A 20,863-nucleotide genomic window follows, 5' to 3' on the forward strand; every position below is an offset into this window, starting at 1 on the left:
CGCATCGTGTCGGCGCCCGGCGGACCGGGCGCCGTGCGATTATGCGAGCTTCGCCTTCACTTCGTCGGCGACGTTCTGCGGCACTTCGTCATAGTGCGAGAACTCCATCGAATAGCTGGCGCGTCCCTGGGTGAAGGAACGCAGCGCATTGACGTAGCCGAACATGTTCGCCAGCGGCACCATCGCCTCGACCGTCTGCGCGTTGCCACGGCTGTCGGTGCCCTGGATCTGCCCGCGACGGCTGTTCATGTCGCCGATGACGTCGCCCAAATAATCCTCCGGGGTGACGACCTCGACCTTCATGACCGGCTCGAGCAGCGTGATGCCCGATTTCTGCGCCGCTTCGCGCATCGCGGCGCGGGCGGTGATTTCGAATGCCAGCGCCGACGAGTCGACGTCGTGGTACGCGCCGTCATACAGCACGATCTCGAAGTCGATGATCGGGAAGCCGACCAGCGAGCCGGTCGCCGCGGTCTCGCGGAAGCCCTTCTCGATCGCCGGGATATATTCCTTGGGAATATTGCCGCCCTTGATCTCGTCCTTGAAGAGGATGCCGGCACCGCGCTCGCCCGGCGTCAGCTTCACCTTCACGCGGCCGAACTGGCCCGTGCCGCCCGACTGCTTCTTGTGGGTGTAGTCGATGTCGACCGGCTTCTTGAGGTATTCGCGATACGCGACCTGCGGCGCACCGACGTTCGCCTCGACCTTGAACTCGCGCTTCATGCGATCGACCATGATCTCGAGGTGAAGCTCGCCCATCCCCTTCAGGATGGTCTGGCCGCTCTCGTGGTCGGTCGACACGCGGAACGACGGATCCTCGCGTGCGAGACGATTGAGCGCGACGCCCATCTTCTCCTGGTCGGCCTTGGTCTTGGGCTCCACCGACACTTCGATGACGGGGTCCGGGAACTCCATCCGCTCGAGGATGATCGGGTTGTTCTGCGCGCACAGCGTGTCGCCGGTGGTGGTATCCTTCAGACCCGCCAACGCCACGATATCACCCGCATAGGCGACCTGGATGTCCTCGCGATCGTTCGCATGCATCAACAGCATGCGGCCGACCTTTTCCTTCTTGTCCTTCACCGAATTCAGCACCGACGACGCGGTTTCGAGCTTGCCCGAATAGATGCGCGCGAAGGTCAGCGTGCCGACGAACGGATCGTTCATGATCTTGAACGCCAGCGCCGAGAACGGCGCCTCGTCGCTTGCCGCACGAACGTCCTCGGTCTCGCCGTCGAGCTTCACGCCGTTGATGGCGGGCACGTCGAGCGGCGACGGCAGATAGTCGATCACCGCGTCGAGCAACGGCTGGACGCCCTTGTTCTTGAACGCCGAACCACACAGCACCGGCACGAACGCCGAGGTCAGCGTGCCCTTGCGGATCAGGCGCTTCAGCGTGGCGACGTCGGGCTCGTTGCCCTCGAGATACGCCTCCATGACGTCATCGTCCTGCTCGACCGCCATCTCGATCAACTCGGAACGCGCCGTCGCTGCGGCATCGGCCAGATCCTCGGGAATGTCGCGATATTCGAACTTAGCGCCCAGCGATTCCTCAAGCCAGATGATCGCACGGTTCTCGACCAGGTCGACCAGACCCTTGAAGCCGCCCTCGATCCCGATCGGCAGGTACAGCACGGCCGTGCGCGCACCCAGACGATCGCGGATCATCTCGACGCAACGCTCGAAATTGGCACCGGTGCGGTCCAGCTTGTTGACGAAGCACATGCGCGGCACGTGGTACTTGTCGGCCTGACGCCACACGGTCTCCGACTGCGGCTCGACGCCGGCCACGCCGTCGAAACAGGTGATCGCACCGTCCAGCACGCGCAGCGAACGCTCGACCTCGATCGTGAAGTCGACGTGCCCGGGGGTGTCGATGATGTTGATGCGGTGGTCGTTCCAGAAACAGGTCGTGGCAGCCGACGTGATCGTGATCCCGCGCTCCTGCTCCTGCTCCATCCAGTCCATCGTGGCGGTGCCTTCGTGCACTTCGCCGATCTTGTAGGACTTGCCGGTGTAGTAAAGAATGCGCTCGGTCGTCGTCGTCTTGCCGGCGTCGATGTGCGCCATGATGCCGATGTTGCGATATTTCTCGAGCGGATGGCTGCGGGCCATGGTCAGGCTTCCTTAACGATGTGGGGAGCGCAGCATGTCGCCGGCTCCCCACGATATAGGTCAGATTGAAGACGCTTCCAAGACAGGCAGCGTCCGCATCGCCGCTGTTACCAGCGGTAGTGCGAGAAGGCGCGGTTCGCTTCCGCCATGCGGTGCGTATCCTCGCGCTTCTTCACCGCGTTGCCGCGGTTGTTCGACGCATCGAGCAGCTCGCCCGACAGGCGCGCCGACATCGTGTTCTCGCTGCGGCCGCGCGCGGCCGTGATCAGCCAGCGGATCGCCAGCGCCTGCGCACGCTCCGGACGAACCTCGACCGGCACCTGGTAGGTCGCACCGCCGACGCGGCGCGAACGCACTTCGATGCCCGGCTTGATGTTGTTCAGCGCATCGTGGAAGACGCCGATCGGCTCGCGCTTGGCGCGGGTCTCGACGGTGGTCATCGCCGAATAGACGATACCTTCCGCGACGGACTTCTTGCCGTCCAGCATCACCGAATTCATGAACTTGGACAGAACCTCATCCCCGTACACGGGATCAGGCAGGATTTCCCGCTTTTCGGGGCGACGACGACGAGCCATCTCGGATTTCCTTGTTGATCTTCAGCGAACCCGGAACCTGTCCGGCGCTTACTCTGGCTGGATTACTTGGGACGCTTCGCGCCGTACTTCGAACGGCTCTGCTTGCGGTCCTTCACGCCCTGTGTATCGAGCACGCCGCGCAGCACGTGGTAGCGCACGCCGGGAAGATCGCGAACACGCCCGCCGCGGATCAGCACGACCGAGTGCTCCTGCAGGTTGTGGCCCTCGCCCGGGATATAGCTGATGACTTCGCGCTGGTTGGTCAGGCGAACCTTGGCCACCTTGCGAAGCGCCGAGTTCGGCTTCTTCGGGGTCGTGGTATAGACACGGGTGCAAACGCCGCGCTTCTGCGGGTTCTGCTCCATCGCAGGGACCTTGCTCTTGGCCTTCTGCGGGTCGCGGCCCTTGCGGACCAGCTGGTTGATCGTCGGCATTGAAGCCTTCACCTTTCGTATAGGTTACTTTGCTGGAGCCCTAAAACACAGACTTGGAATACGAAAAGGACCGCGGGGCCGCACGAGGCGGGCCTCCGGATGGTCCTGATGCATCCAGCAATGTTCAAGCTGCCCGTTGGAGTCGCCCCCGTACGGACCGGCGGGCTATACGCACGCTCGCCTCACCGGTCAATCGCCACAATGGACAGCAGGACGCTTGCCGCGGCAGGGCAAGCGTTTACAACGATCCTCCACCCTACCTGCATCAACGGGACAGCGGATGTCACATGCCCTGGCGCGGGCGCGCACGTTGCGCGTCCGCGACCGCTACATACTCCTCGGCGCGGTGGCGTTGTTGTACGTTACGTGCATTCCGTTCTCGAACGGCGACATGCGCGCGCACCTCGTGCCGTGGACGCGCTATCTGCTCGACCACGGCCGGTTCGCGGCGCTGGCCGACAATTTTTCCGAATATTCGCCACCCTATCTCTACCTGCTGTCGCTCGCCAGCCGGGCGGAAGCGACGATCGGGGTCGTCGCGGTCATCAAACTGGTCGCGATCGCCGGCACGCTGCTGCTGGCAGGGGCGATCACGACGATGCTGGGCAGTTGCCAGCGACGTGCCGGAGACACGCGGTGCGTCGCGACGTGCGGCGGGGTGGTGATGCTGTGCCTGCCCACGGTGATCGCCAACGGGCCGGTATGGGGCCAGTGCGACGCGCTCTACACCGCGTTTACGCTGCTCGCGATCGCGGCATTCGTGCGCGGCCATGCGGCGCTCGCGATGGCAGCGGTCGGCATGGCGCTGGCCTTCAAGCTGCAGGCGATCTTCATCGCGCCGCTCGTCCTGGCGATGCTGCTGGCGGGACGTGCGCGCTGGTGGATGCTGACGATCCCCCCGGCGGTATATGCCACGGCGATGTTGCCCGCCTGGATCGCCGGGCGGCCCGCGCGCGATCTGGCGCTGCTCTACATCGCGCAAGGGCAGTATTTCCACGATCTCGCGCGGTCGGTGCCCAATGTCTGGCAGATCCTGCGGGCGCTGGTGACGATCCCTTACGAGCTTGGCGTGGCGATCGGCCTGGCCGCCGCCGCCGCGGCGACGGTGACGTTGGCGTGGCGGGCGCGACGCCATCTCGACGATCCGGCGAACCTGCTGCTCACCGCGCTCGCGGGCGCGATCCTGGTGCCGTACCTCCTGCCCAAGATGCACAACCGCTATTTCTTCATGGCCGACGTGCTGGCGCTCGCATACGCGTTCATCCGGCCGAGCGCCCGCACGTTCCGTATCGTGGTGCTGACGCAGATCGGCTCCCTGCTCGCCTATGCCACTTTCCTGCTGCACCTGACCGGCGGGGCGTTCGTCGGCGCGTTCTTCATGAGCGGCGCGCTGGTGCTGGTGCTGCGCGAGGTGCGCGGGCGGATGCCGCGCATCCCGCGCGCGCGGGCTCATCTGGCGGGGTCGTGCCCCCAGTTCATCAGCGAATAGCGCCAGTCGGAATGCTCCTTGTCCTTCGCCGGCCCGCCCTGCGCGAGGTGGCGATGGACGTAGCCGACCACCTTCTTCATGTGCGCGTAATCCTGTTCGGTCAGGTCGGCCTTCTTCGTGCGCTTGATGGCGACGATCCGGCGACCCGACGCATGGCCGACGCTTTCGCCGTCGCCGTCGCCGTCCGCGCCCTTCCAGCCGACGCGCTTGCTGTCGTCGCTGTCGAGGAACTTCTCCAGTTCGGCGGGTGCCATGTTCACCGCCTCGGCGAAATCCTTCGCGATCTGATCGTGGTCGTCGGCCATCAGCTTCTCCTCGCGCAGGAAAAGCGCGAGCGCACGCTACGGTTCAATCGACCTTCGCGCCGCCCTTCACCACCGCCACCGGATGCTCCAGCACGGTCACGTCGCGCAGCGGATCGCCCTTCACCGCCACCATGTCGCCGTATCGCCCGACTGCGATCGCCCCGACGTCGTTTTCACGTCCCAGCGCCTGCGCCGCGCTGAGCGTCGCGGCGCGGATCGCCTGCAACGGGGTCATCCCCCATTCGACCATCTTGGCGAACTGCCGGGCATTGTCGCCGTGCGGGTAGACGCCGGCATCGGTGCCGAACGTCATCGGCACCCCCATGCGGAACGCGCGCTGGAAGGTCTGCCGCTGCTTCAGGCCGATCGCCTTTTCCTTGTCGAGGCTCTCCTGCTCGGTGCCGTTCTTCGTGCCCGTCGCCAGGATATAATCGTCGTTGTAGATATCCATGTCGAACCACGTCCGGTGCTCGACCGCCAGCTTCATCGCCGCATCGGAGGCCAGACTGGCATGTTCGATCGTGTCGATCCCGGCACGAATTGCGGCGCTGATCCCCTCGTCGCCGTGCGCGTGCGCGGCGACCTTCAGGTGGAGCATGTGCGCCTCGTCGGCGATCGCGCGCATCTCCTCCTCGCTCAATTGCTGCCCGCCGACCGAATCGCCCAGCGAGAACACGCCGCCGGTCGCGCATATCTTGATGACCTGCGCGCCGTATTTGTGGAGCCAGCGCACCTTGGCGCGCGCCTCCGCCGGCGAATTGACGACCGAGGGCAGTTGCTTGTCCCACGACGGGGGAAGCGCATTGTCGTCGCAATGTCCGCCGGTCGCACCGATCGCATAGCCCGCCGGGACGATCCGCGGTCCGGACACCCAGCCGCCGTCGATCGCCTCCTTCAGCCCGACGTCCTGAAAGTCGCTGGACCCGACGTTGCGCACCGTGGTGAAACCCGCGCGCAGCGTCTTGACGGCATTGGCCACCGACACCGCGCCCCAGAAACTGTCGGTATATTTCAGGGTCTGATACCCGCCGATCTCGGCCAGCGACGTCAGATGGACGTGCATGTCGATCAATCCGGGCAACAGCGTGACGTCGCCCAGGTCGATGCGCGTCGCAGTCGCGGGGGCCGGCGCCGGGGCGGGTTTCCCGCGTGAGGCGACCGAGACGATCCGGCCGTCGGTGACGACGATCAACGGATCGGCGAGCATCGCGCCCGTCGCCACGTCCAGCATCCGCGCGGCACTGACCACGCTGGTATCCGCCGTCGCGGGCGCGGCCAGCACCATCGCGGCCACGCACGCGGCGCCGCGCCATCCACCCGTTATCGTCATCGATCGCTCCCCTGCCTGCGCGCACCATGCCGCGCGCACGGCCGAAAGCAAGCGCCCCTGCGTCAGTCGCGCAGCCGTTCGCTCAGGAACGCGATCAGCGCCTCGACCCGCGCCGGGCGCAGCGCGCTGGGCGGGGTCAGCAGGTGCAGCCCGATCGGCGCGGGTGCCCAGTCGTGCAGGATCTCGACGATGCGCCCGGCGGCCAGCGCCTCTCCGACGATGAAGTCCGGCAGCCGAGCGATGCCCAGCCCCGCCTCCAGCGCCGCGACCAGCGCCTCGCCGCTGTTCGCCGCCAGCGGGCCAGTGGCGCGGACCGACACCTCCGCGCCGCCCGGCCCGCGAAAACGCCACGGCCCGGTGATGTTGGTATAGCCGAGCAGGCGATGCTCGCCGAGCTGCGCGGCATGGGTCGGCGTGCCGTGCGCCGCGAGATAGGCGGGCGCGGCGACCAGATGCGCCGCGATCGAGCACAGTCTCCGTGCGCGGAGCGAACTGTCGGGCAGATCGGCGATGCGCAGCGCCACGTCGAACCCCTCCGCAACGATATCGACCCGCGCGTCGGACAGGTGAAGCTCGATCTCGATCTGCGGATGCTGCACCAGGAAATCGGCGACGATCGGTGCGACGTTCTTCACCCCGAAGCTCATCGGCGCGGCCATCCGCACCCGGCCGCTCGGCGCGCTCGCACCCACCCGCGCCGCTTCCTCGGCGGCCTGCGCCTCCGCCACGATCCGCGCCGCATGGTCGGCCAGCGGCGCCCCCGCCTCCGTCAGCGCCAGCCGGCGCGAAGTACGATGGAACAGCGAGACCTGCAGATGCGCTTCCAGCCGCGACACCGCCTTGGAGACCGTCGCCTTGCTTAATCCGATCGTCTCCGCCGCGCCGCTGAACGAACGATGTTCGGCCACCGCGGCGAAGATCGCCCAGGCCTCTAGATCGGGGAGCCTCATGCACGATCACTTATCCGGCGAAACGATCCGTTTCAATCGTTTCGGTTTTGATGCGCGTCGATCATCCCTAGCTTGGCGGCAATGAAACGGAGGTTGATCATGACCAGCACCGACACCCTGCCCCGCACCGCTACGACCGGCGTCGAGCGCCGCGCCTTCGAGACGCTCGGCCATGCCAATCACGGCTGGCTCGACGCGCGGCACCATTTCTCCTTTGCGAGCTACCACGATTCCGCGCGGATGGGCTGGGGCGCGATCCGCGTGTGGAACGACGACACGATCGGGCCGAACAGCGGCTTTCCCCCGCACCCGCACAGCGACATGGAAATCATCACCTACGTCCGCCACGGCGCGATCACCCACCAGGATTCGCTCGGCAACACCGGCCGGACCGAGGCTGGCGACGTACAGGTGATGAGCGCGGGATCGGGCGTGCGCCACGCCGAATACAATCTCGAATCCGGGCCGACGACGCTGTTCCAGATCTGGATCGAGCCGACTCGCCGCGGCGGTGCGCCGAGCTGGGGTGCCAAACCCTTCCCCAAGGGCGATCGTTCGGGCCGGTTCGTGACGCTTGCCAGCGGTTTTGACGCGGATGTGACCGGTGAGAATGCCGCGCTGCCGATCCGCGCCGAGGCGCGCGTTCTGGCGGCGACGTTGGCGGCCGGCGAGACGCTGACGCACGAGGTCGGCGCGGGCCGCCACGCCTATCTGGTGCCCGCCACGGGCGCGATCGAGATCGACGGGCAGCGGTTCGACGCGCGGGACGGCGCGGCGATCGCGGGTGGACGCACCGTCACCATCACCGCGATCGACGAGGCCGAACTGGTGCTCGTCGACGCCGCCTGACTTTTCACGAAGGGAGATGCCAAGATGACCAAGGTTCTCGTGCTGTATTATTCGTCCTACGGCCATATCGAGCAGATGGCCGATGCCGTCGCCGAGGGTGCACGCAGTGGCGGCGCGGAGGTCGACATCCGCCGCGTCAAGGAAACCGCGCCCGACGAGGTGGTGAAGGCCGCGCACTTCAAGACCGACACCGCGCATCCCGAGATCGAGGGGCCGGACGCACTGGCGGGTTATGACGCGATCGTCGTCGGCGCGCCGACCCGTTACGGCCGCATGCCCAGCCAGATGGCCGCGTTCTGGGACACCACCGGCGGGCTGTGGATGAAGGGCGCGCTGATCGGCAAGGTGGGCGGTGCGTTCACGTCCACCGCCAGCCAGCACGGCGGGCAGGAGACGACGCTGTTCTCGATCATCACCAACCTGCTCCACCACGGCATGACGATCGTGGGGCTGGATTACGGTTTCGCGGGTCTGCAGGGCGTCGACACCGTGCAGGGGGGCACGCCTTATGGCGCCAGCACGATCGCCGACGGCGACGGCAGCCGCCAGCCGACGCAGATCGAGCTGGACGGCGCACGCTACCAGGGCAAGCGCATCGCGCAGACCGCGGCGAAGCTGAAGGGCTGACCCGAAACGCCCCGCCCCGGTGCGAACCGGGGCGGGGCGTTCGACGCCGCGGCCGACCTCCCGCGCTGGTTATCGCGCCGGTCGGGCGGAACCGGCTCCTGGTCCGCCGGCGATCCCTCGCTCCGGATCACATGCCGGGTGAGGGATCGCGCTATCGCCTTTTGGCGCGCACCGGCTTGCACTTGCCCTTGCGGCATTGCGGTGGAGCGATCGCGCCGATGTAGATCGGCGGCGGGGCAACCGCGGCGATCCGCACCGCGTCGCGTGCGACCGCAGGCACGGCCGGGAAGCGCACACGTGCCGTCGCGAACAACGCCCGCGCGCGCGGGGCGCCCGGTGTCGCGGCGCTCGCCCCGACCCAGCGCCAATGCCACGGCTCCCATTTCACGCGCTGCGTATTGCCGGCCGGAAACGACATTTCGAACCCGAAGCGTCGCGCGTTGGCCACCAGCCAGCGGAACGCCGGGGTCGCCGCCACGCACGCCTCGGCATCCGGGCAGTCGTTGCGGCGCGGGCGGAACGCGAAGTCCAGCGCGAAGCCGGTCGCATGTTCGCTATGTCCGGGCGGAGCGACCGACAACGCGCGCGCGGCCGCATCGCCCTGCCCTTCGCGGCAGAACACCGCCTCCTGATAGCCGATCGAGCGATGGCACGATAACGCCAGGATCTGCCCGCCCGTCGCCGGATCGCGCGCGGCCGCCTCGATCAACCGCTGCAGATCGGGCAGCACCTCGCGCCGCATCACGCACCCGCCCACCGCCAGCCCGGCGGGCACCGGCACCAGCGTGTCGGGCGCGGTGTCGCCATAGGGCAGGTGACCGAGCACGCGGCCATCGGCGGCGATCGCGGCGCGGCGACCGTCGCACAATTGCGCATGGGCAGGTGCGGCGACCATGCAGGCCGCCGCGACGAGGATCGGAAAGGAACGCACCGCGCCCTCTGGCCATGACGCGCGCCAACTGGCAAGAGCGCGGCGATGTTGGGTGAGCACGTTCTTTTCCTCGATGGCGAGGCCCTGGTGATCGACAAGCCTGCCGGGCTGCCGGTCGATCCGCCGCGCGCCGGCGGGCTGAGCCTCGAAAACCATCTGTCGTCGCTCACCTTCGGGTTCCGGCGCTGGCCCGCTGCCGTGCACCGGCTGGACCGCGATACCAGCGGTTGCCTGCTGCTGTCGCGCAATCCCAAGGCACACGCCCGGTTCCAGCAGGCGTTCGAGGGCGGCACCGTCGCCAAGCGCTACGTGGCGGTCCTCGACCGCGCACCGGAAGGTGGGGACGGCATCATCGACCTGCCGCTGGGCAAGGTCTCCAGTATCGAACGCGGCTGGCGGATGACCCGCGATCCGCGCGGCAAGGCGGCGCGCACCGCATGGCGTCTGCTGGCCGAACACGACGGCCGCGCGCTGGTCGAGTTCCGTCCCGCCACCGGGCGCACTCACCAGATCCGCGTCCACGCGCTGGAAGGACTCGGCACGCCGGTCACCGGCGACCCGGTCTATGGCGCCGCCCATCCCGGCGGCATGATGCTCCACGCCATCACCGTGTCGCTGCCACGCGACGGCAAGCCCGATATCGTCGCAGAGGCACCATGGCCGGAACGCTTCACCGCACTGGGCTTCACCCCCGCCTGACCGCACCTTGCGGCGCGGCCGCCACCCGCTGACCGCGTCGTCACCGGGAGCGTAGCGAAGCATCCGGGCGCGTTGCGCGGAACGCTGGCTTGCTAAGCCATGCTCGCCATGACGGGTGGATGGAGCGCATCCGCCCGATCGCGCCAGCGCCGTTCGCCCGGGCCGATGGATCATCTTCATCGGCGAGCAATCCGGCAGCCGTGCGGCGCGGACGATCGATCCGGCCTAATCGTGGTCCGGCTTGCGTCGACCGGACTTCACCGCCGATCGCCCCTTCTTGGCGTCCACCCGCCGGGTTTGCGACGCGCGGGTCGGCTTGGTCGGGCGACGCTTGGCCTGGACGATCGTCGCCTCGCGGATCAGCGCCAGCAACCGTTCGCGCACCTCCGCGCGATTGACGTGTTGCGACCGCGAGCCTTCCGACCGCATCGCCAGCACGCCGTCGCGCGTCATCCGCGCGCCCGCCAGTTCCGCCAACCGCACCTTCACCCGGTCCGGCAGGTCAGATCGCGCTACGTCGAAGCGCAGCATGACGGCGGAATCGGTCGTGTTCACATGCTGCCCGCCTGCTCCGCCCGCGCGGGTAAAGCTTTCCTCGATCAGATCGGGATCGATGCTGATCGTGCGGGTGACGGGGATGCGGGCCATTTCCGCTCCATAAACGCGAAGGTCCGGCCGCACCATCGGTGCCGCCGGACCCGTCGTTCGCCTTACCTGTCGCCGGTCAGGCGGCTGGTATATCGACCAGCCGCGGCTTGGCGTTCCATGAGAAGCCGGCATGCTCCTTCATCTGCTTGCCGTTGCCCAGATCGCCGCCGTTGCAGCTCAGCAGCTTGTTGATGCAATTTTCGGTCCAGGCTTCCAGCACATCGTCGTCCCATGCGCCCAGCCAGTCGGCATGGAACGTCGTGCCGGGACGCTTCGGGGCCATGCCCGGCATCGTGTCGGACGACAGCGACCAGGTCGACTTGCCCGGTGCCCACTGGCCCGATGTGTCGAGGTTCTCGTCGACCGTGTACCATGCGCCCAGCGTGAAGGCCGGAATGACATAGGGGTGCGTGCTCGGGCAGTGATAGCGTCCGATCGCACCGTAGGTGCCATAGGCGACGTGCGTGCGGTGATCGCTGCTGTTCAGGTTCGCGCCGTCCCAGCAATCCGGCCCGTTGATGACCGCGCCCAGACGGTTGCCGACCGGGCAATTCTTGGCGGCGGAGACGATGTCCGGGTAATTGCCCGGAACCGCCGTCGGCCCTTCGCAGCTGAAGTGGAAGTTACCGCCCTTGTCGGTCGCCATGTTGTAGCCGAAGATGTAGCGCAGACCGCGCGGCAACGCGACGCAGGCCTTGCCCATCTTCTGGCAATTCGGGTCGTTTTCCGGCAGGCGCTTGTAATAGATCGACACGAAATCGGGCCGCACGACCTTGCCCTTGCCGTCCAGCATCGCCGGCACCCAATAAGCCGAACGGTTCAGCATGTTGCCGCAGGTGCTGTCACCCTTGTTCCTCAGGCTGCCGTACGTCGAATAGGCGTTGGCACTGGTATTGCCGAAGAACTGATGCAGGTGCGACTTGCCCGGCTGTCCCGGAAAGACGATCGGATCGTCGCGCAGCACCTGGCCGGGGGTGCAGATGAAGCGGAAGGCGCCGACCACGTCGGGACGGCCGCTGCGCGGAAGCTCTCCCGAACCCCATGACGGGATGAGCAGCGCCCCCACGTTGAAGTTGGAGGCCAGGCGCTCCGGCAGCACCAGCTTGGTGGCCGGCCGGGCAACGGGCCCGACGACCTTGCCGACCAGCCGGGTGATCCCGCTCAGCGTGGTGGTCGCAGGCGCAGCGATGACCGTGACGCTTTTGGCAAGCGTTTTGACGGCGGTGGTCGGGCTGGTCGCGGCGTAGGCGGTAGAGGCAGCCAGGATCATGGCGCCCGAAATCACGATCTTTCTCATCATCGTCCCTGGCGTTGTTGGCGTTCTTGGATCGAAGATCGTCCTTGAACACTTTATCGACCTGCACGGCCGACGCCGCGCTGTAGAGACATGATTAGAGACAAAACCCTAATATAATCTAATACTTTTGCTTTATTTCTGTTAAGACTATAATTACTTAGGGTATCGCCCCGAGGATGCTGGTTACTTCCTGTTTACTTCCTTTACCAGATCGCTAATTTCACTTCGTCCCGTATCGCGCTCCCTCTGGCGCAGGCGGGCGGGAATGCCTACCTCGCCGCCCATGTATGATTTCACGATCCGGGCCGAATCGAAGCCATCGCTGTACCGCGAGTTGCTGGGGGCGCTGGACGCGCTGACCGCGGGCGAGCGCGACGGCATCGCCAACATGGCCAATGCCGCGGCGCTGATCGCGCAATATCTGCCGGACCTGAATTGGTCGGGCTTCTACCGGCTGGTCGGCGGCGAACTGGTGCTGGGACCGTTCCAGGGCAAGGCGGCGTGCATCCGCATCCCGCTGGGCAAGGGCGTGTGCGGCACCGCTGCGGCGGAGCGGCGGACGCAGCTGGTCGCCGACGTCCATGCGTTTCCGGGTCATATCGCGTGCGATGCCGCCAGCCGCGCCGAACTTGTCGTGCCGATCGTGCACGATGGCGCGCTGATCGGCGTACTCGACCTCGACAGCCCGGTGACCGCACGCTTCGACGACGACGACGCGCGCGGTTGCGAAGCGTTGATGGCCTTGCTCGCGCCGCGGCTCTGACCATCGGCAAGGCCCGCCCCGGTCGACACGAAATGCACGGGCCTACCGCACCGCTGCGCTTCGGTCCGGACGGGGTGCCGGCCTAGCGCTTTTCCCGTCCCGCGAACGTCACAAGGCTTTCCGCGCCATCGGCTGCCACGGCGGCCACACCGAAGAAATGATCGTCCACCGGCACGCCCGCGACGTTCAGCGTCGTGCCGCTCGCCTCGCGCGACTGCTGCCACGCCGCGGCATCCGTCCGCCGCCAATAAACCTTGTAGCGCGCCGCACCCGGCACCGCCGCCCACGTCACCTTCGTATCGTAGGACAGCGCGCCGGAGATCGCGGCCACCGGCGGCGCGGCCGGGGCGGCGGCCAGCCGCGCGATCGTCGCCACGTTGATCGCGGTCACCTTCGCCAGATACGTGAAGTCCATCCCCTCGATCGTGTCCGCGAAGACCCGCCCGTTCTCGGTCCGGACGTCCTGATGCTGGCGATCCCAATTCTCGGCCGCGACCGAAAAGCGTACCGCGGGATAGCCCTGTTTCAGGAACGGTTCGTGATCGCCGCCGCGCCCGAAGCGGTCCGGTCGCCGGTCGACGAACACGCCGAACCCGCCCGGGATCGTACCGGCGATCCCGTCGACCGCCTTGGCCAGCGCACGGCTAGGCCCGTCGTCCTCGCCGCCCAGCCCGCGACGCTCGGTCGCCTCGACCGGCGACTCGCTGCTGCGAATTCCTTCGGAAAAGACGCGGACATAGCCGTCGATCGTCACCCCGCCCTGCCCCAGCGTGTTGCCGACGATGTCGTTGTTGAGCATCGCATCGACCTGCCAGCCGCGCGCCTTCGCGGTTTCGGCCAGCAACGTCGCGCCCCACAACCCCTGCTCCTCGCCGGAGAAGGCGACATAGACGATGTTCGCGCGGAACCGCTCCTTCGACAGGATGCGCGCCGCCTCCAGCACCAGCGCCACGCCGCTGGCGTCGTCATTGGCCCCCGGCGCATCGCTGGTGGCGTTCATCACATCGGTGACGCGGCTGTCGATATGCGCGCCGACGATCACGTAGCGATCCGGGTCGCTGCCCTTCTGCACGCCCAGCACATCCTCGATCACCACGCCAGCGGGGGCACGCGGACCGGTGAAGCGCCGCGACAGCCGCTCGGTGGCGATGCACCCGCCGCACCGCTTCGACAGCGCGGCGAATTCGCCGGCCATCCAGGTGCGCGCCGCGCCGATGCCGCGCTTCGGATCGGTGGCGGAGGACAGCGAATGGCGCGTGCCGAACGACACCAGTTTCTCTACCGTGGCCCGCTGCCGGTCGGGCGACGGCGCCTCGCGCGCCGCGGCGGGGGTGGCGAGGAGGAGCGGGGCTGCGGCGAGCAACAGGCGATGGTTCATGCTCGCCTTGTGGCCAGCAATCCGCGCACGCTCAAGCATTTGCGTCAACTCAGCCGGTCGATCGCCTCCGCCGACAACCCGCCCGGCACGATCATCAGCGGCACCGGCAGCGTGCCGGCATCCGCGGCGAAATAGCTGACCAGCTCGCCCGGCGTGCCGTCGGCCGCGGCACCCAGCACCAGCGCGGCGATCTGCGGATTCTCGGCGATCAGCGCCCGGATCACCTTGGGGCCGTCGCCGCTGCGCACCGTGATCGATGGCCGCACCCCCGATTCGTCCAGCAGCGTCCCCGCCGCGCGCGCCACCAGCCCTTCGGCATGGCGTTGCTGCTCGTCCTCGATCGTCGCCTGCACGCCGCCGAACGGGATGAACTCCTGTGGCGGAAGAAGCGCGAGGATTTCCACTCCGCCGCCGGTCTTCACCGCCCGTCGCGCCGCGAAACGCAGCGCGATCAGCGCCTCCGGCGTGTCGTCGATCACCGTCAGATAGATGCGCATGGCTGCCCCCGGTTCGCCCCCGTTTACCATTCGGTGTACGGGCACGCGGCGCGGCGGCGCAAGCGCGGCTGCGTTAACAAGCATGTCCCTGATCGGCCATGGGCTTGACCGTGCGGCGCGCGTCCGCGAAGGACGGGCGCCTGTCCCACGAGCCTCTCGAGGATCACGATGCCGATCGAAATCAAGATGCCTGCCCTCTCGCCGACGATGGAGGAAGGCACGCTCGCCAAGTGGCTCGTGAAAGAAGGCGACACGGTGAAGGCCGGCGACATCATGGCCGAGATCGAGACCGACAAGGCGACGATGGAGTTCGAGGCGGTCGACGAGGGCGTCATTTCGAAAATCACGATCGCCGAGGGTTCGGACGGCGTGAAGGTCGGCACGGTGATCGCGCTGCTGCAAAGCGACGACGAGGACGGCGACTCCGCCCCCGCCCCCGCCGCGAAGGAAAGCGAGGCGAAACCGTCGCCCGCCGATCCCAACAAGACCGGCACCGAGGCGCAGCCCGCGAAGGAAGACGTGCGCGATCACGGCAAGCCCGCCGATCCGCAGCCCGCCCCTGCCCCGCGCCAGGAGGGCGACCGCGTGAAGGCCAGCCCGCTGGCGCGTCGCGTCGCCGCCGACAAGGGTATCGACCTGACGGGTGTGAAGGGCACCGGTCCCAACGGTCGCATTGTGAAGGCCGATGTGGAGGGCGCGCAGCCCGGCAAGGCATCCGCGCCCGCCGCCGCCGCCGCCGCATCGAGCAGCCCCGCCCCCGCCGCCGCGCCCACCCCCGCGCAGGTGCCGGACATCCCGCACGAAACGACCAAGCTCACCAACATGCGCAAGACGATCGCGCGTCGTCTGACCGAGTCGAAGCAGCAGGTGCCGCACATCTATCTGACGGTGGACGTGCAGCTGGACCGGTTGCTCAAGCTGCGCGGCGAACTGAACGCCGGGCTGGAATCGCGCGGCGTTAAGCTGTCCGTCAACGATTTGCTCATCAAGGCGCTGGCCGTCGCGCTGGTGCAGGTGCCCAAGTGCAACGTGATGTTCACGCCGGACCAGCTCGTCAGCTTCGCACGCGCCGACATCTCGGTAGCGGTGTCTACGCCCGACGGGCTGATCACCCCGGTCATCACCGAGGCGGATACCGCGTCGCTGTCCAGCATCTCGACCCGCATGAAGGATCTGGCGGCGCGCGCACGCGACAAGAAGCTGAAGCCGGAGGAATTCACCGGCGGCACCGCGTCGATCAGCAACATGGGCATGTTCGGGATCAAGCAGTTCGAGGCGGTCATCAACCCGCCACAGGGCATGATCCTGGCGGTCGGCGCGGGCGACAAGCGCCCGTGGGTGATGGCGGACGGCACGCTGGGCGTCGCCAGCATCATGTCGGCGACCGGCAGCTTCGATCACCGTGCGATCGACGGGGCGGACGGCGCGCAATTGATGAAGGCGTTCCGCGAGCTGGTCGAGAACCCGTTGGCGATGCTCGCCTGAACCGATGGCGCAGATGGTGCTGGCAGCGGACAAGCGTGAGATCGGGTGGAGCGCGCTGGCGCTGGGGCTGACCGCGCTGGCGTTCAAGGGCGCGGCGTGGAGCTATCCGCAAGGTGCCGGCACGATCTGGCTGGTCGGTGCGGCGACATTGGTCGCCGTCGGCCTGCTCGGTGCCCGCGACGTGTGGCGCGTGCGGCGCGACGGGGATGCGGCATGACCGCCGCCGCCCCGCCGGACCGTGCGCCCACGATCCGCGTCACCGCGATGCCCGCCGACGCCAATGCCTATGGCGATATCTTCGGCGGCTGGCTGATGAGCCTGATGGACTCCGCCGCCGGGCTGACCGCGGCGCGGCGCTCGCGCGGGCGTGCGGTGACGATCGCGATGAACGGGATGCAGTTCCACGCCCCCGTCCACGTCGGCGACGAAGTGTCGGTCTATGCCGAGATCGAGAAAATCGGGCGCACCTCGATCGCGATCCGCGTCGAAAGCTGGGCGCGCGACCGGCATGGCGAGGAATCGCGCAAGGTCACCGAAGCGCGCTTCACCTTCGTGGCGATCGACGAGCAACGCCGCCCGCGCGAAGTGCCGCCGGCGACGTGACGAACAATCCGGGTGACGGCCTTCGCGCCGCGCCCGTGCGATGACAACAGGGGCTGCGGCCCGGGAGTGGTTACATGGCTGACACCTACGACCTTATCGTCCTCGGCTCCGGCCCCGGCGGCTATGTGTCGGCGATCCGCGCCGCGCAGCTCGGGCTGAAGGTCGCGATCGTCGAGCGCGAGCGGCTGGGCGGCATCTGCCTCAACTGGGGCTGCATCCCCACCAAGGCGTTGCTGCGCACCTCCGAAATCTATCACTACATGACCCACGCCGCCGATTACGGGCTGAAGGCCGATAACATCGGCTTCGACCTCGCCAAGGTCGTCGAGCGCAGCCGCAAGGTCTCCGGCCAGCTCAATGCTGGCGTCAAGGGATTGATGAAGAAGAACAAGATCACGGTGGTCGAGGGCTTCGGCACGTTGGCAGGCAAGGGCAAGCTCAGCGTCAAGCAAGCCAATGGCACGGTCGATCTGGAGGCCAGGCACATCATGGTCGCCACCGGCGCACGCGCGCGCGACTTGCCGTTCGCCAAGGCCGACGGCAAGCGGATCTGGACCTATCGCCACGCGATGGTGCCGGAGGTGATGCCGACGAAGCTGCTGGTGATCGGATCGGGCGCGATCGGCGTGGAGTTCGCCAGCTTCTACAACGATATGGGCGCCGACGTGACGATCGTCGAGATGCTGCCGCGCATCCTGCCGGTCGAGGACGAGGAAGTCAGCGCCTTCATGGAGAAGCGCCTGACCAAGGACGGGATCAGGATCGTCACCGGTGCGGGCGTCGAGAAGATCGACAACGGCGCGGACGGCGTCAAGGCGACGATCAAGGGGAAGGATGGCAAGTCCACCACCGAGGATTACAGCCACGTCATCGTCGCGATCGGCATCGTGCCGAACACCGAGGAGATCGGGCTGGAGAAGCTGGGCGTCACGACCGAGCGCGGCCACATCAAGGTCGACGGGTTCGGACGCACGAACGTGGAGGGCATCTACGCGATCGGCGACGTCACCGGCGCACCGTGGCTGGCGCACAAGGCGAGCCACGAAGGCGTCGTCTGCGTGGAGAAGCTGGCCGGCGGCGATCCGCATCCGTTCGAGACGTGGAACATCCCCGGATGCACCTACAGCCGCCCGCAGGTGGCGAGCGTGGGACTGACCGAGGCGAAGGCGAAGGAAGCGGGCCGCGACGTGAAGGTCGGCAAATTCCCCTTCATCGGCAACGGCAAGGCAATCGCGCTCGGCGAGGCGGACGGCTTCATCAAGACGGTGTTCGATGCCAGGACCGGCGAATTGCTGGGCGCACACATGGTCGGCGCGGAAGTGACCGAACTGATCCAGGGCTATGTCGTCGCGCGTCAGCTGGAGACGACCGAGCACGAATTGATGGAAACCGTGTTCGCGCACCCGACGCTCAGCGAGATGATGCACGAAAGCGTGCTTGGCGCCTACAACCGCTCACTGCACTTCTAGGGCGGATCGACATCCACCCGCCGCTGCACGCGGCGTGATTGCGAGCATGGCGAAGGACATCGGGCGTCGCGTGGAACGCTGGATTGCTTCGCTGCGCTCGCAGTGATGGATGGATCAAATCCGCCCGGTCGTGCAGGCCGGTGCGCCCGGACCGATGAATAATCTCCGATAACGAGCAGTCCGGCACCTGCAACAGCTGGGTGTCGATCCACTTGGGTACATCTGCGGCCAGCGACGCCGGCCATCGCATCCGCTCATCAGCTCCGCGACCCGCCCCTCGCCGCCGCATGCGGCACACGATCGCTGCCGCTGGTGGCGCCGCCGCCACGCACGCGGAGATTCCACAACGGCCACGCGCCCTTTTCCGCGCGGGCGCGTTGTTGACGACGTGAAACGATCCAGCCCTCTCCCATGAACCGGCTCGCTCCGGACGAACAGGATGCCCGCTTCATCCGCCGCATATTGTGGGTGTGCGTGCTGGTCGCGCTGGTCGCGGCACTGTATCTTGCACGCCACCTGCTGATCCTCGCGTTCGGATCGATGCTGATCGCGATCGTCATCCACGCGATCGCCGAATTGTACGCGACGCGGCTGCGCCTCGGCGGGAAGCGCGCGATGACCGCCGCGATCCTGACGCTGTTCGGTTTCCTCGGCCTGCTCGGCTGGCTGTTCGGGGTGGAGTTCCGGTCGCAGGTCAACACATTGGTCGTCGCGCTTCCCGGTCTGCTCGATCAGTTCCAGGCGTATATGGCGCAAAGCCCGGTGGGCGCGAAGGTGGTCGATGCGGTGCGCGCGGCGTTCGCGGGCAGCCGCGTGGCGCAGGACATCGGAGAAATCGTGCGTGGTGCCGGGCAATTGCTGCTCAACACCGTCATCGTGCTGTTCGGCGCGATCTTCTTCGCGGTCGATCCCAAGATCTACGAACGCGGCGTGTTGCTGCTCGTCCCGCCGTCGCGCCGCGCCGCGATGGAGGATGCGCTGGGCGATGTCGGCTCTACCCTGTTGCTGTGGCTGCGTGCGCAATTGATCCAGATGACGGTGATGGGCACGATGGTGGGCATCGGGCTGTGGCTGGCGGGCGTCCCCTCGCCCGCGATGCTCGGCCTGCTGACCGGACTCAGCGAGTTCATTCCGTATGTCGGCCCGGTCGCGGCGATGCTGCCGGCGCTGGGCCTGGCCGCGACGGCAGGGACCGACCAATTGCTCTGGGCGTTGGGCGTGTTCGCGATCGTACGGGTCGTGCAGACCAATTTCGTCACCCCGTTCGTCACCAGCCGCGTGGTCGCGATCCCGCCGGCGCTCAGCCTGTTCGCGATCATCGGCACCGGCGCGGTGTTCGGCCTGTTCGGGCTGTTCTTCTCCGGCGGGATCCTGGTCGTCGGGTTCACGCTGATCCGCAGCCTGTACCTGCGCGAGATGCTGGGCGAGGACATTCCCCGCACCCGCGAACGGACTTTATTCACCGCAATGGGCACGCCACGTGAAGTGAGTGTGGACAAGGAAAGTGAAAAAAGGGAACACCTGATTTAAGCGGCAGTTAACCTTTCTGCTTCAGATGCGGTTTGGTAAACGAACGTAACTGGCGTGGCCCGCGCGGCTTCCGCCTTGGACAACCGGGGAAAAGCCGATGCGCGTGTTGCTGATCGAAGACGAACCGACCACCGCCAAGGCCATCGAACTCATGCTCTCGACGGAGGGCTTCAACGTCTACAACACCGACCTGGGCGAGGAAGGCCTCGATCTCGGCAAGCTGTACGATTACGACATCATCCTGCTCGATCTGAACCTGCCCGACATGCATGGCTATGACGTGCTGAAGAAGCTGCGGGTCGCGCGGGTGCAGACCCCGGTGCTGATCCTCAGCGGCGTCAACGAAATGGATTCGAAGGTTCGCAGCTTCGGTTTCGGTGCCGACGATTACGTGACCAAGCCATTCCACCGCGAGGAGCTGGTCGCGCGCATCCACGCCGTCGTCCGCCGCTCGAAGGGCCATTCGCAATCGGTGATCAAGACCGGCAAGCTGTCGGTGAACCTCGATGCCAAGACCGTCGAAGTCGACGGTGCGCGGGTCCATCTGACCGGCAAGGAATATGCGATGCTGGAGCTGCTGTCGCTCCGCAAGGGTACGACACTGACCAAGGAAATGTTCCTCAACCATCTGTACGGCGGGATGGACGAGCCCGAGTTGAAGATCATCGACGTCTTCATCTGCAAGCTGCGCAAGAAGCTGAGCATGGCGTGCGAGGGCGAGAATTACATCGAGACGGTGTGGGGTCGCGGTTATGTGCTGCGCGAACCCGAGGAAATCGTGCAGGTCGCGTAAGACGCGCCGCCGGTCGTCCGGTCGGCGTCATGCCACCACGATCGCGCACGATCCCGGCAAGCCGCGATGTCTTGCTCCGAAACGGAGCGGGTT

At 66.9% G+C, this 20,863-nt stretch carries 22 protein-coding genes; 11 read left to right on the plus strand and 11 right to left on the minus strand.

Features of this window, described 5'->3' with window-relative positions; all coding sequences use genetic code 11:
- Positions 1–39: 39 nt before the first annotated feature.
- The 3 genes from fusA to rpsL all read right to left on the minus strand — a co-directional run bounded on the left by fusA (position 40) and on the right by rpsL (position 3,127).
- Complete coding sequence (fusA, locus tag ASE95_RS14275; RefSeq protein ID WP_056637597.1) at positions 40–2,115, minus strand: elongation factor G; 2,076 nt, start codon at positions 2,113–2,115, stop codon at positions 40–42.
- Positions 2,116–2,222: 107 nt separating this feature from the next.
- The gene (gene rpsG / locus ASE95_RS14280) at positions 2,223–2,693 is read right to left on the minus strand and encodes a 30S ribosomal protein S7 (RefSeq protein WP_056637600.1); all 471 of its coding nucleotides are present in this window, start codon (positions 2,691–2,693) and stop codon (positions 2,223–2,225) included.
- Between the two features lie 62 nt (positions 2,694–2,755).
- Positions 2,756–3,127 carry a 30S ribosomal protein S12 gene (gene rpsL / locus ASE95_RS14285; RefSeq protein ID WP_022691828.1) on the minus strand — a complete coding sequence of 124 codons (372 nt, stop codon included), beginning with the start codon at positions 3,125–3,127 and terminating at the stop codon, positions 2,756–2,758.
- Positions 3,128–3,407: 280 nt separating this feature from the next.
- Here rpsL and ASE95_RS14290 point away from each other — a divergent pair, with 280 nt between their 5' ends.
- On the plus strand, positions 3,408–4,616 hold the full coding sequence (locus ASE95_RS14290; protein ID WP_056637603.1) for a hypothetical protein: 1,209 nt from the start codon (positions 3,408–3,410) through the stop codon (positions 4,614–4,616).
- On the opposite strand, the gene ASE95_RS14295 is transcribed toward ASE95_RS14290, so the two are convergent.
- The 3 genes from ASE95_RS14295 to ASE95_RS14305 all read right to left on the minus strand — a co-directional run bounded on the left by ASE95_RS14295 (position 4,577) and on the right by ASE95_RS14305 (position 7,201).
- Positions 4,577–4,921, minus strand: a complete 345-nt coding sequence (locus ASE95_RS14295; protein WP_056637606.1) for a DUF3140 domain-containing protein — start codon at positions 4,919–4,921, stop codon at positions 4,577–4,579. The two genes, ASE95_RS14290 and ASE95_RS14295, sit on opposite strands and share 40 nt — an antisense overlap.
- A 43-nt stretch (positions 4,922–4,964) precedes the next feature.
- Positions 4,965–6,251, minus strand: coding sequence for a Xaa-Pro dipeptidase (locus tag ASE95_RS14300; RefSeq protein WP_056637609.1), 1,287 nt, complete (start codon positions 6,249–6,251; stop codon positions 4,965–4,967).
- Between the two features lie 62 nt (positions 6,252–6,313).
- Positions 6,314–7,201: a LysR family transcriptional regulator gene (locus ASE95_RS14305; protein ID WP_056637612.1), complete on the minus strand. Its 888-nt coding sequence runs from the start codon at positions 7,199–7,201 to the stop codon at positions 6,314–6,316.
- Between the two features lie 99 nt (positions 7,202–7,300).
- On the opposite strand from ASE95_RS14305, the gene ASE95_RS14310 reads away from it, so the two are divergent.
- Positions 7,301–8,050 (plus strand): pirin family protein, encoded by a 750-nt coding sequence (locus tag ASE95_RS14310; RefSeq protein ID WP_056637615.1) that lies wholly within the window; start codon positions 7,301–7,303, stop codon positions 8,048–8,050.
- A gap of 24 nt (positions 8,051–8,074) precedes the next feature.
- Positions 8,075–8,677 carry an NAD(P)H:quinone oxidoreductase gene (gene wrbA / locus ASE95_RS14315; protein WP_056637618.1) on the plus strand — a complete coding sequence of 201 codons (603 nt, stop codon included), beginning with the start codon at positions 8,075–8,077 and terminating at the stop codon, positions 8,675–8,677.
- A 151-nt stretch (positions 8,678–8,828) separates the two neighbouring features.
- On the opposite strand, the gene ASE95_RS14320 is transcribed toward wrbA, so the two are convergent.
- A complete protein-coding gene (locus tag ASE95_RS14320) occupies positions 8,829–9,668 on the minus strand; it encodes a M15 family metallopeptidase (protein ID WP_235528331.1) in 840 nt (279 codons plus the stop codon).
- Here ASE95_RS14320 and ASE95_RS14325 point away from each other — a divergent pair.
- On the plus strand, positions 9,654–10,307 hold the full coding sequence (locus ASE95_RS14325) for an RluA family pseudouridine synthase (RefSeq protein WP_056637625.1): 654 nt from the start codon (positions 9,654–9,656) through the stop codon (positions 10,305–10,307). The genes ASE95_RS14320 and ASE95_RS14325 overlap by 15 nt on opposite strands.
- Before the next feature lie 225 nt (positions 10,308–10,532).
- Here the strand turns inward: ASE95_RS14325 and arfB are convergent, their stop codons facing one another.
- Together arfB and ASE95_RS14335 are read right to left on the minus strand one after the other, a co-directional pair.
- Positions 10,533–10,955 (minus strand): alternative ribosome rescue aminoacyl-tRNA hydrolase ArfB, encoded by a 423-nt coding sequence (arfB, locus tag ASE95_RS14330; RefSeq protein WP_056637819.1) that lies wholly within the window; start codon positions 10,953–10,955, stop codon positions 10,533–10,535.
- A gap of 76 nt (positions 10,956–11,031) precedes the next feature.
- A complete protein-coding gene (locus tag ASE95_RS14335) occupies positions 11,032–12,252 on the minus strand; it encodes a DUF1996 domain-containing protein (RefSeq protein ID WP_162234695.1) in 1,221 nt (406 codons plus the stop codon).
- A 283-nt stretch (positions 12,253–12,535) separates the two neighbouring features.
- Here ASE95_RS14335 and ASE95_RS14340 point away from each other — a divergent pair, with 283 nt between their 5' ends.
- Positions 12,536–13,015 carry a GAF domain-containing protein gene (locus ASE95_RS14340; RefSeq protein ID WP_056637630.1) on the plus strand — a complete coding sequence of 160 codons (480 nt, stop codon included), beginning with the start codon at positions 12,536–12,538 and terminating at the stop codon, positions 13,013–13,015.
- 82 nt (positions 13,016–13,097) lie between these two features.
- Here ASE95_RS14340 and ASE95_RS14345 read toward each other — a convergent pair whose 3' ends face one another.
- Together ASE95_RS14345 and ASE95_RS14350 are read right to left on the minus strand one after the other, a co-directional pair.
- A complete protein-coding gene (locus ASE95_RS14345; RefSeq protein ID WP_056637823.1) occupies positions 13,098–14,393 on the minus strand; it encodes a M20/M25/M40 family metallo-hydrolase in 1,296 nt (431 codons plus the stop codon).
- A gap of 44 nt (positions 14,394–14,437) precedes the next feature.
- Positions 14,438–14,890: a universal stress protein gene (locus tag ASE95_RS14350; protein WP_056637633.1), complete on the minus strand. Its 453-nt coding sequence runs from the start codon at positions 14,888–14,890 to the stop codon at positions 14,438–14,440.
- A gap of 168 nt (positions 14,891–15,058) precedes the next feature.
- Here ASE95_RS14350 and ASE95_RS14355 point away from each other — a divergent pair, with 168 nt between their 5' ends.
- The 6 genes from ASE95_RS14355 to ctrA all read left to right on the plus strand — a co-directional run bounded on the left by ASE95_RS14355 (position 15,059) and on the right by ctrA (position 20,770).
- Entirely contained in the window at positions 15,059–16,375 is a 1,317-nt protein-coding gene (locus ASE95_RS14355; protein WP_056637636.1) for a pyruvate dehydrogenase complex dihydrolipoamide acetyltransferase, read from the plus strand.
- 4 nt (positions 16,376–16,379) lie between these two features.
- The gene (locus ASE95_RS14360; RefSeq protein ID WP_056637639.1) at positions 16,380–16,592 is read left to right on the plus strand and encodes a hypothetical protein; all 213 of its coding nucleotides are present in this window, start codon (positions 16,380–16,382) and stop codon (positions 16,590–16,592) included.
- Positions 16,589–16,978 (plus strand): acyl-CoA thioesterase, encoded by a 390-nt coding sequence (locus tag ASE95_RS14365; protein ID WP_056637641.1) that lies wholly within the window; start codon positions 16,589–16,591, stop codon positions 16,976–16,978. Before ASE95_RS14360 ends, ASE95_RS14365 begins: the two co-directional genes overlap by 4 nt.
- 74 nt (positions 16,979–17,052) lie before the next feature.
- Positions 17,053–18,447, plus strand: coding sequence for a dihydrolipoyl dehydrogenase (lpdA, locus tag ASE95_RS14370; protein WP_056637644.1), 1,395 nt, complete (start codon positions 17,053–17,055; stop codon positions 18,445–18,447).
- A 411-nt stretch (positions 18,448–18,858) separates the two neighbouring features.
- Complete coding sequence (locus tag ASE95_RS14375) at positions 18,859–19,977, plus strand: AI-2E family transporter (protein ID WP_056637650.1); 1,119 nt, start codon at positions 18,859–18,861, stop codon at positions 19,975–19,977.
- A gap of 97 nt (positions 19,978–20,074) precedes the next feature.
- Positions 20,075–20,770 (plus strand): response regulator transcription factor CtrA, encoded by a 696-nt coding sequence (gene ctrA / locus ASE95_RS14380; RefSeq protein ID WP_056637653.1) that lies wholly within the window; start codon positions 20,075–20,077, stop codon positions 20,768–20,770.
- Positions 20,771–20,863: the final 93 nt, after the last annotated feature.

It is taken from the genome of Sphingomonas sp. Leaf231, assembly GCF_001421995.1.
Lineage (GTDB): Bacteria > Pseudomonadota > Alphaproteobacteria > Sphingomonadales > Sphingomonadaceae > Sphingomonas.

Excerpts from the sequence above, each read along its gene's own strand:
- fusA (WP_056637597.1), bottom strand. The coding sequence starts at position 2,115 with ATGGCCCGCAGCCATCCGCTCGAGAAATATCGCAACATCGGCATCATG.
- rpsG (WP_056637600.1), bottom strand. The coding sequence starts at position 2,693 with ATGGCTCGTCGTCGTCGCCCCGAAAAGCGGGAAATCCTGCCTGATCCC.
- rpsL (WP_022691828.1), bottom strand. The coding sequence starts at position 3,127 with ATGCCGACGATCAACCAGCTGGTCCGCAAGGGCCGCGACCCGCAGAAG.
- ASE95_RS14290 (WP_056637603.1), top strand. The coding sequence starts at position 3,408 with ATGTCACATGCCCTGGCGCGGGCGCGCACGTTGCGCGTCCGCGACCGC.
- ASE95_RS14295 (WP_056637606.1), bottom strand. The coding sequence starts at position 4,921 with ATGGCCGACGACCACGATCAGATCGCGAAGGATTTCGCCGAGGCGGTG.
- ASE95_RS14300 (WP_056637609.1), bottom strand. The coding sequence starts at position 6,251 with ATGACGATAACGGGTGGATGGCGCGGCGCCGCGTGCGTGGCCGCGATG.
- ASE95_RS14305 (WP_056637612.1), bottom strand. The coding sequence starts at position 7,201 with ATGAGGCTCCCCGATCTAGAGGCCTGGGCGATCTTCGCCGCGGTGGCC.
- ASE95_RS14310 (WP_056637615.1), top strand. The coding sequence starts at position 7,301 with ATGACCAGCACCGACACCCTGCCCCGCACCGCTACGACCGGCGTCGAG.
- wrbA (WP_056637618.1), top strand. The coding sequence starts at position 8,075 with ATGACCAAGGTTCTCGTGCTGTATTATTCGTCCTACGGCCATATCGAG.
- ASE95_RS14325 (WP_056637625.1), top strand. The coding sequence starts at position 9,654 with ATGTTGGGTGAGCACGTTCTTTTCCTCGATGGCGAGGCCCTGGTGATC.
- arfB (WP_056637819.1), bottom strand. The coding sequence starts at position 10,955 with ATGGCCCGCATCCCCGTCACCCGCACGATCAGCATCGATCCCGATCTG.
- ASE95_RS14335 (WP_162234695.1), bottom strand. The coding sequence starts at position 12,252 with ATGAGAAAGATCGTGATTTCGGGCGCCATGATCCTGGCTGCCTCTACC.
- ASE95_RS14340 (WP_056637630.1), top strand. The coding sequence starts at position 12,536 with ATGTATGATTTCACGATCCGGGCCGAATCGAAGCCATCGCTGTACCGC.
- ASE95_RS14345 (WP_056637823.1), bottom strand. The coding sequence starts at position 14,393 with ATGAACCATCGCCTGTTGCTCGCCGCAGCCCCGCTCCTCCTCGCCACC.
- ASE95_RS14350 (WP_056637633.1), bottom strand. The coding sequence starts at position 14,890 with ATGCGCATCTATCTGACGGTGATCGACGACACGCCGGAGGCGCTGATC.
- ASE95_RS14355 (WP_056637636.1), top strand. The coding sequence starts at position 15,059 with ATGCCGATCGAAATCAAGATGCCTGCCCTCTCGCCGACGATGGAGGAA.
- ASE95_RS14360 (WP_056637639.1), top strand. The coding sequence starts at position 16,380 with ATGGCGCAGATGGTGCTGGCAGCGGACAAGCGTGAGATCGGGTGGAGC.
- ASE95_RS14365 (WP_056637641.1), top strand. The coding sequence starts at position 16,589 with ATGACCGCCGCCGCCCCGCCGGACCGTGCGCCCACGATCCGCGTCACC.
- lpdA (WP_056637644.1), top strand. The coding sequence starts at position 17,053 with ATGGCTGACACCTACGACCTTATCGTCCTCGGCTCCGGCCCCGGCGGC.
- ASE95_RS14375 (WP_056637650.1), top strand. The coding sequence starts at position 18,859 with ATGAACCGGCTCGCTCCGGACGAACAGGATGCCCGCTTCATCCGCCGC.
- ctrA (WP_056637653.1), top strand. The coding sequence starts at position 20,075 with ATGCGCGTGTTGCTGATCGAAGACGAACCGACCACCGCCAAGGCCATC.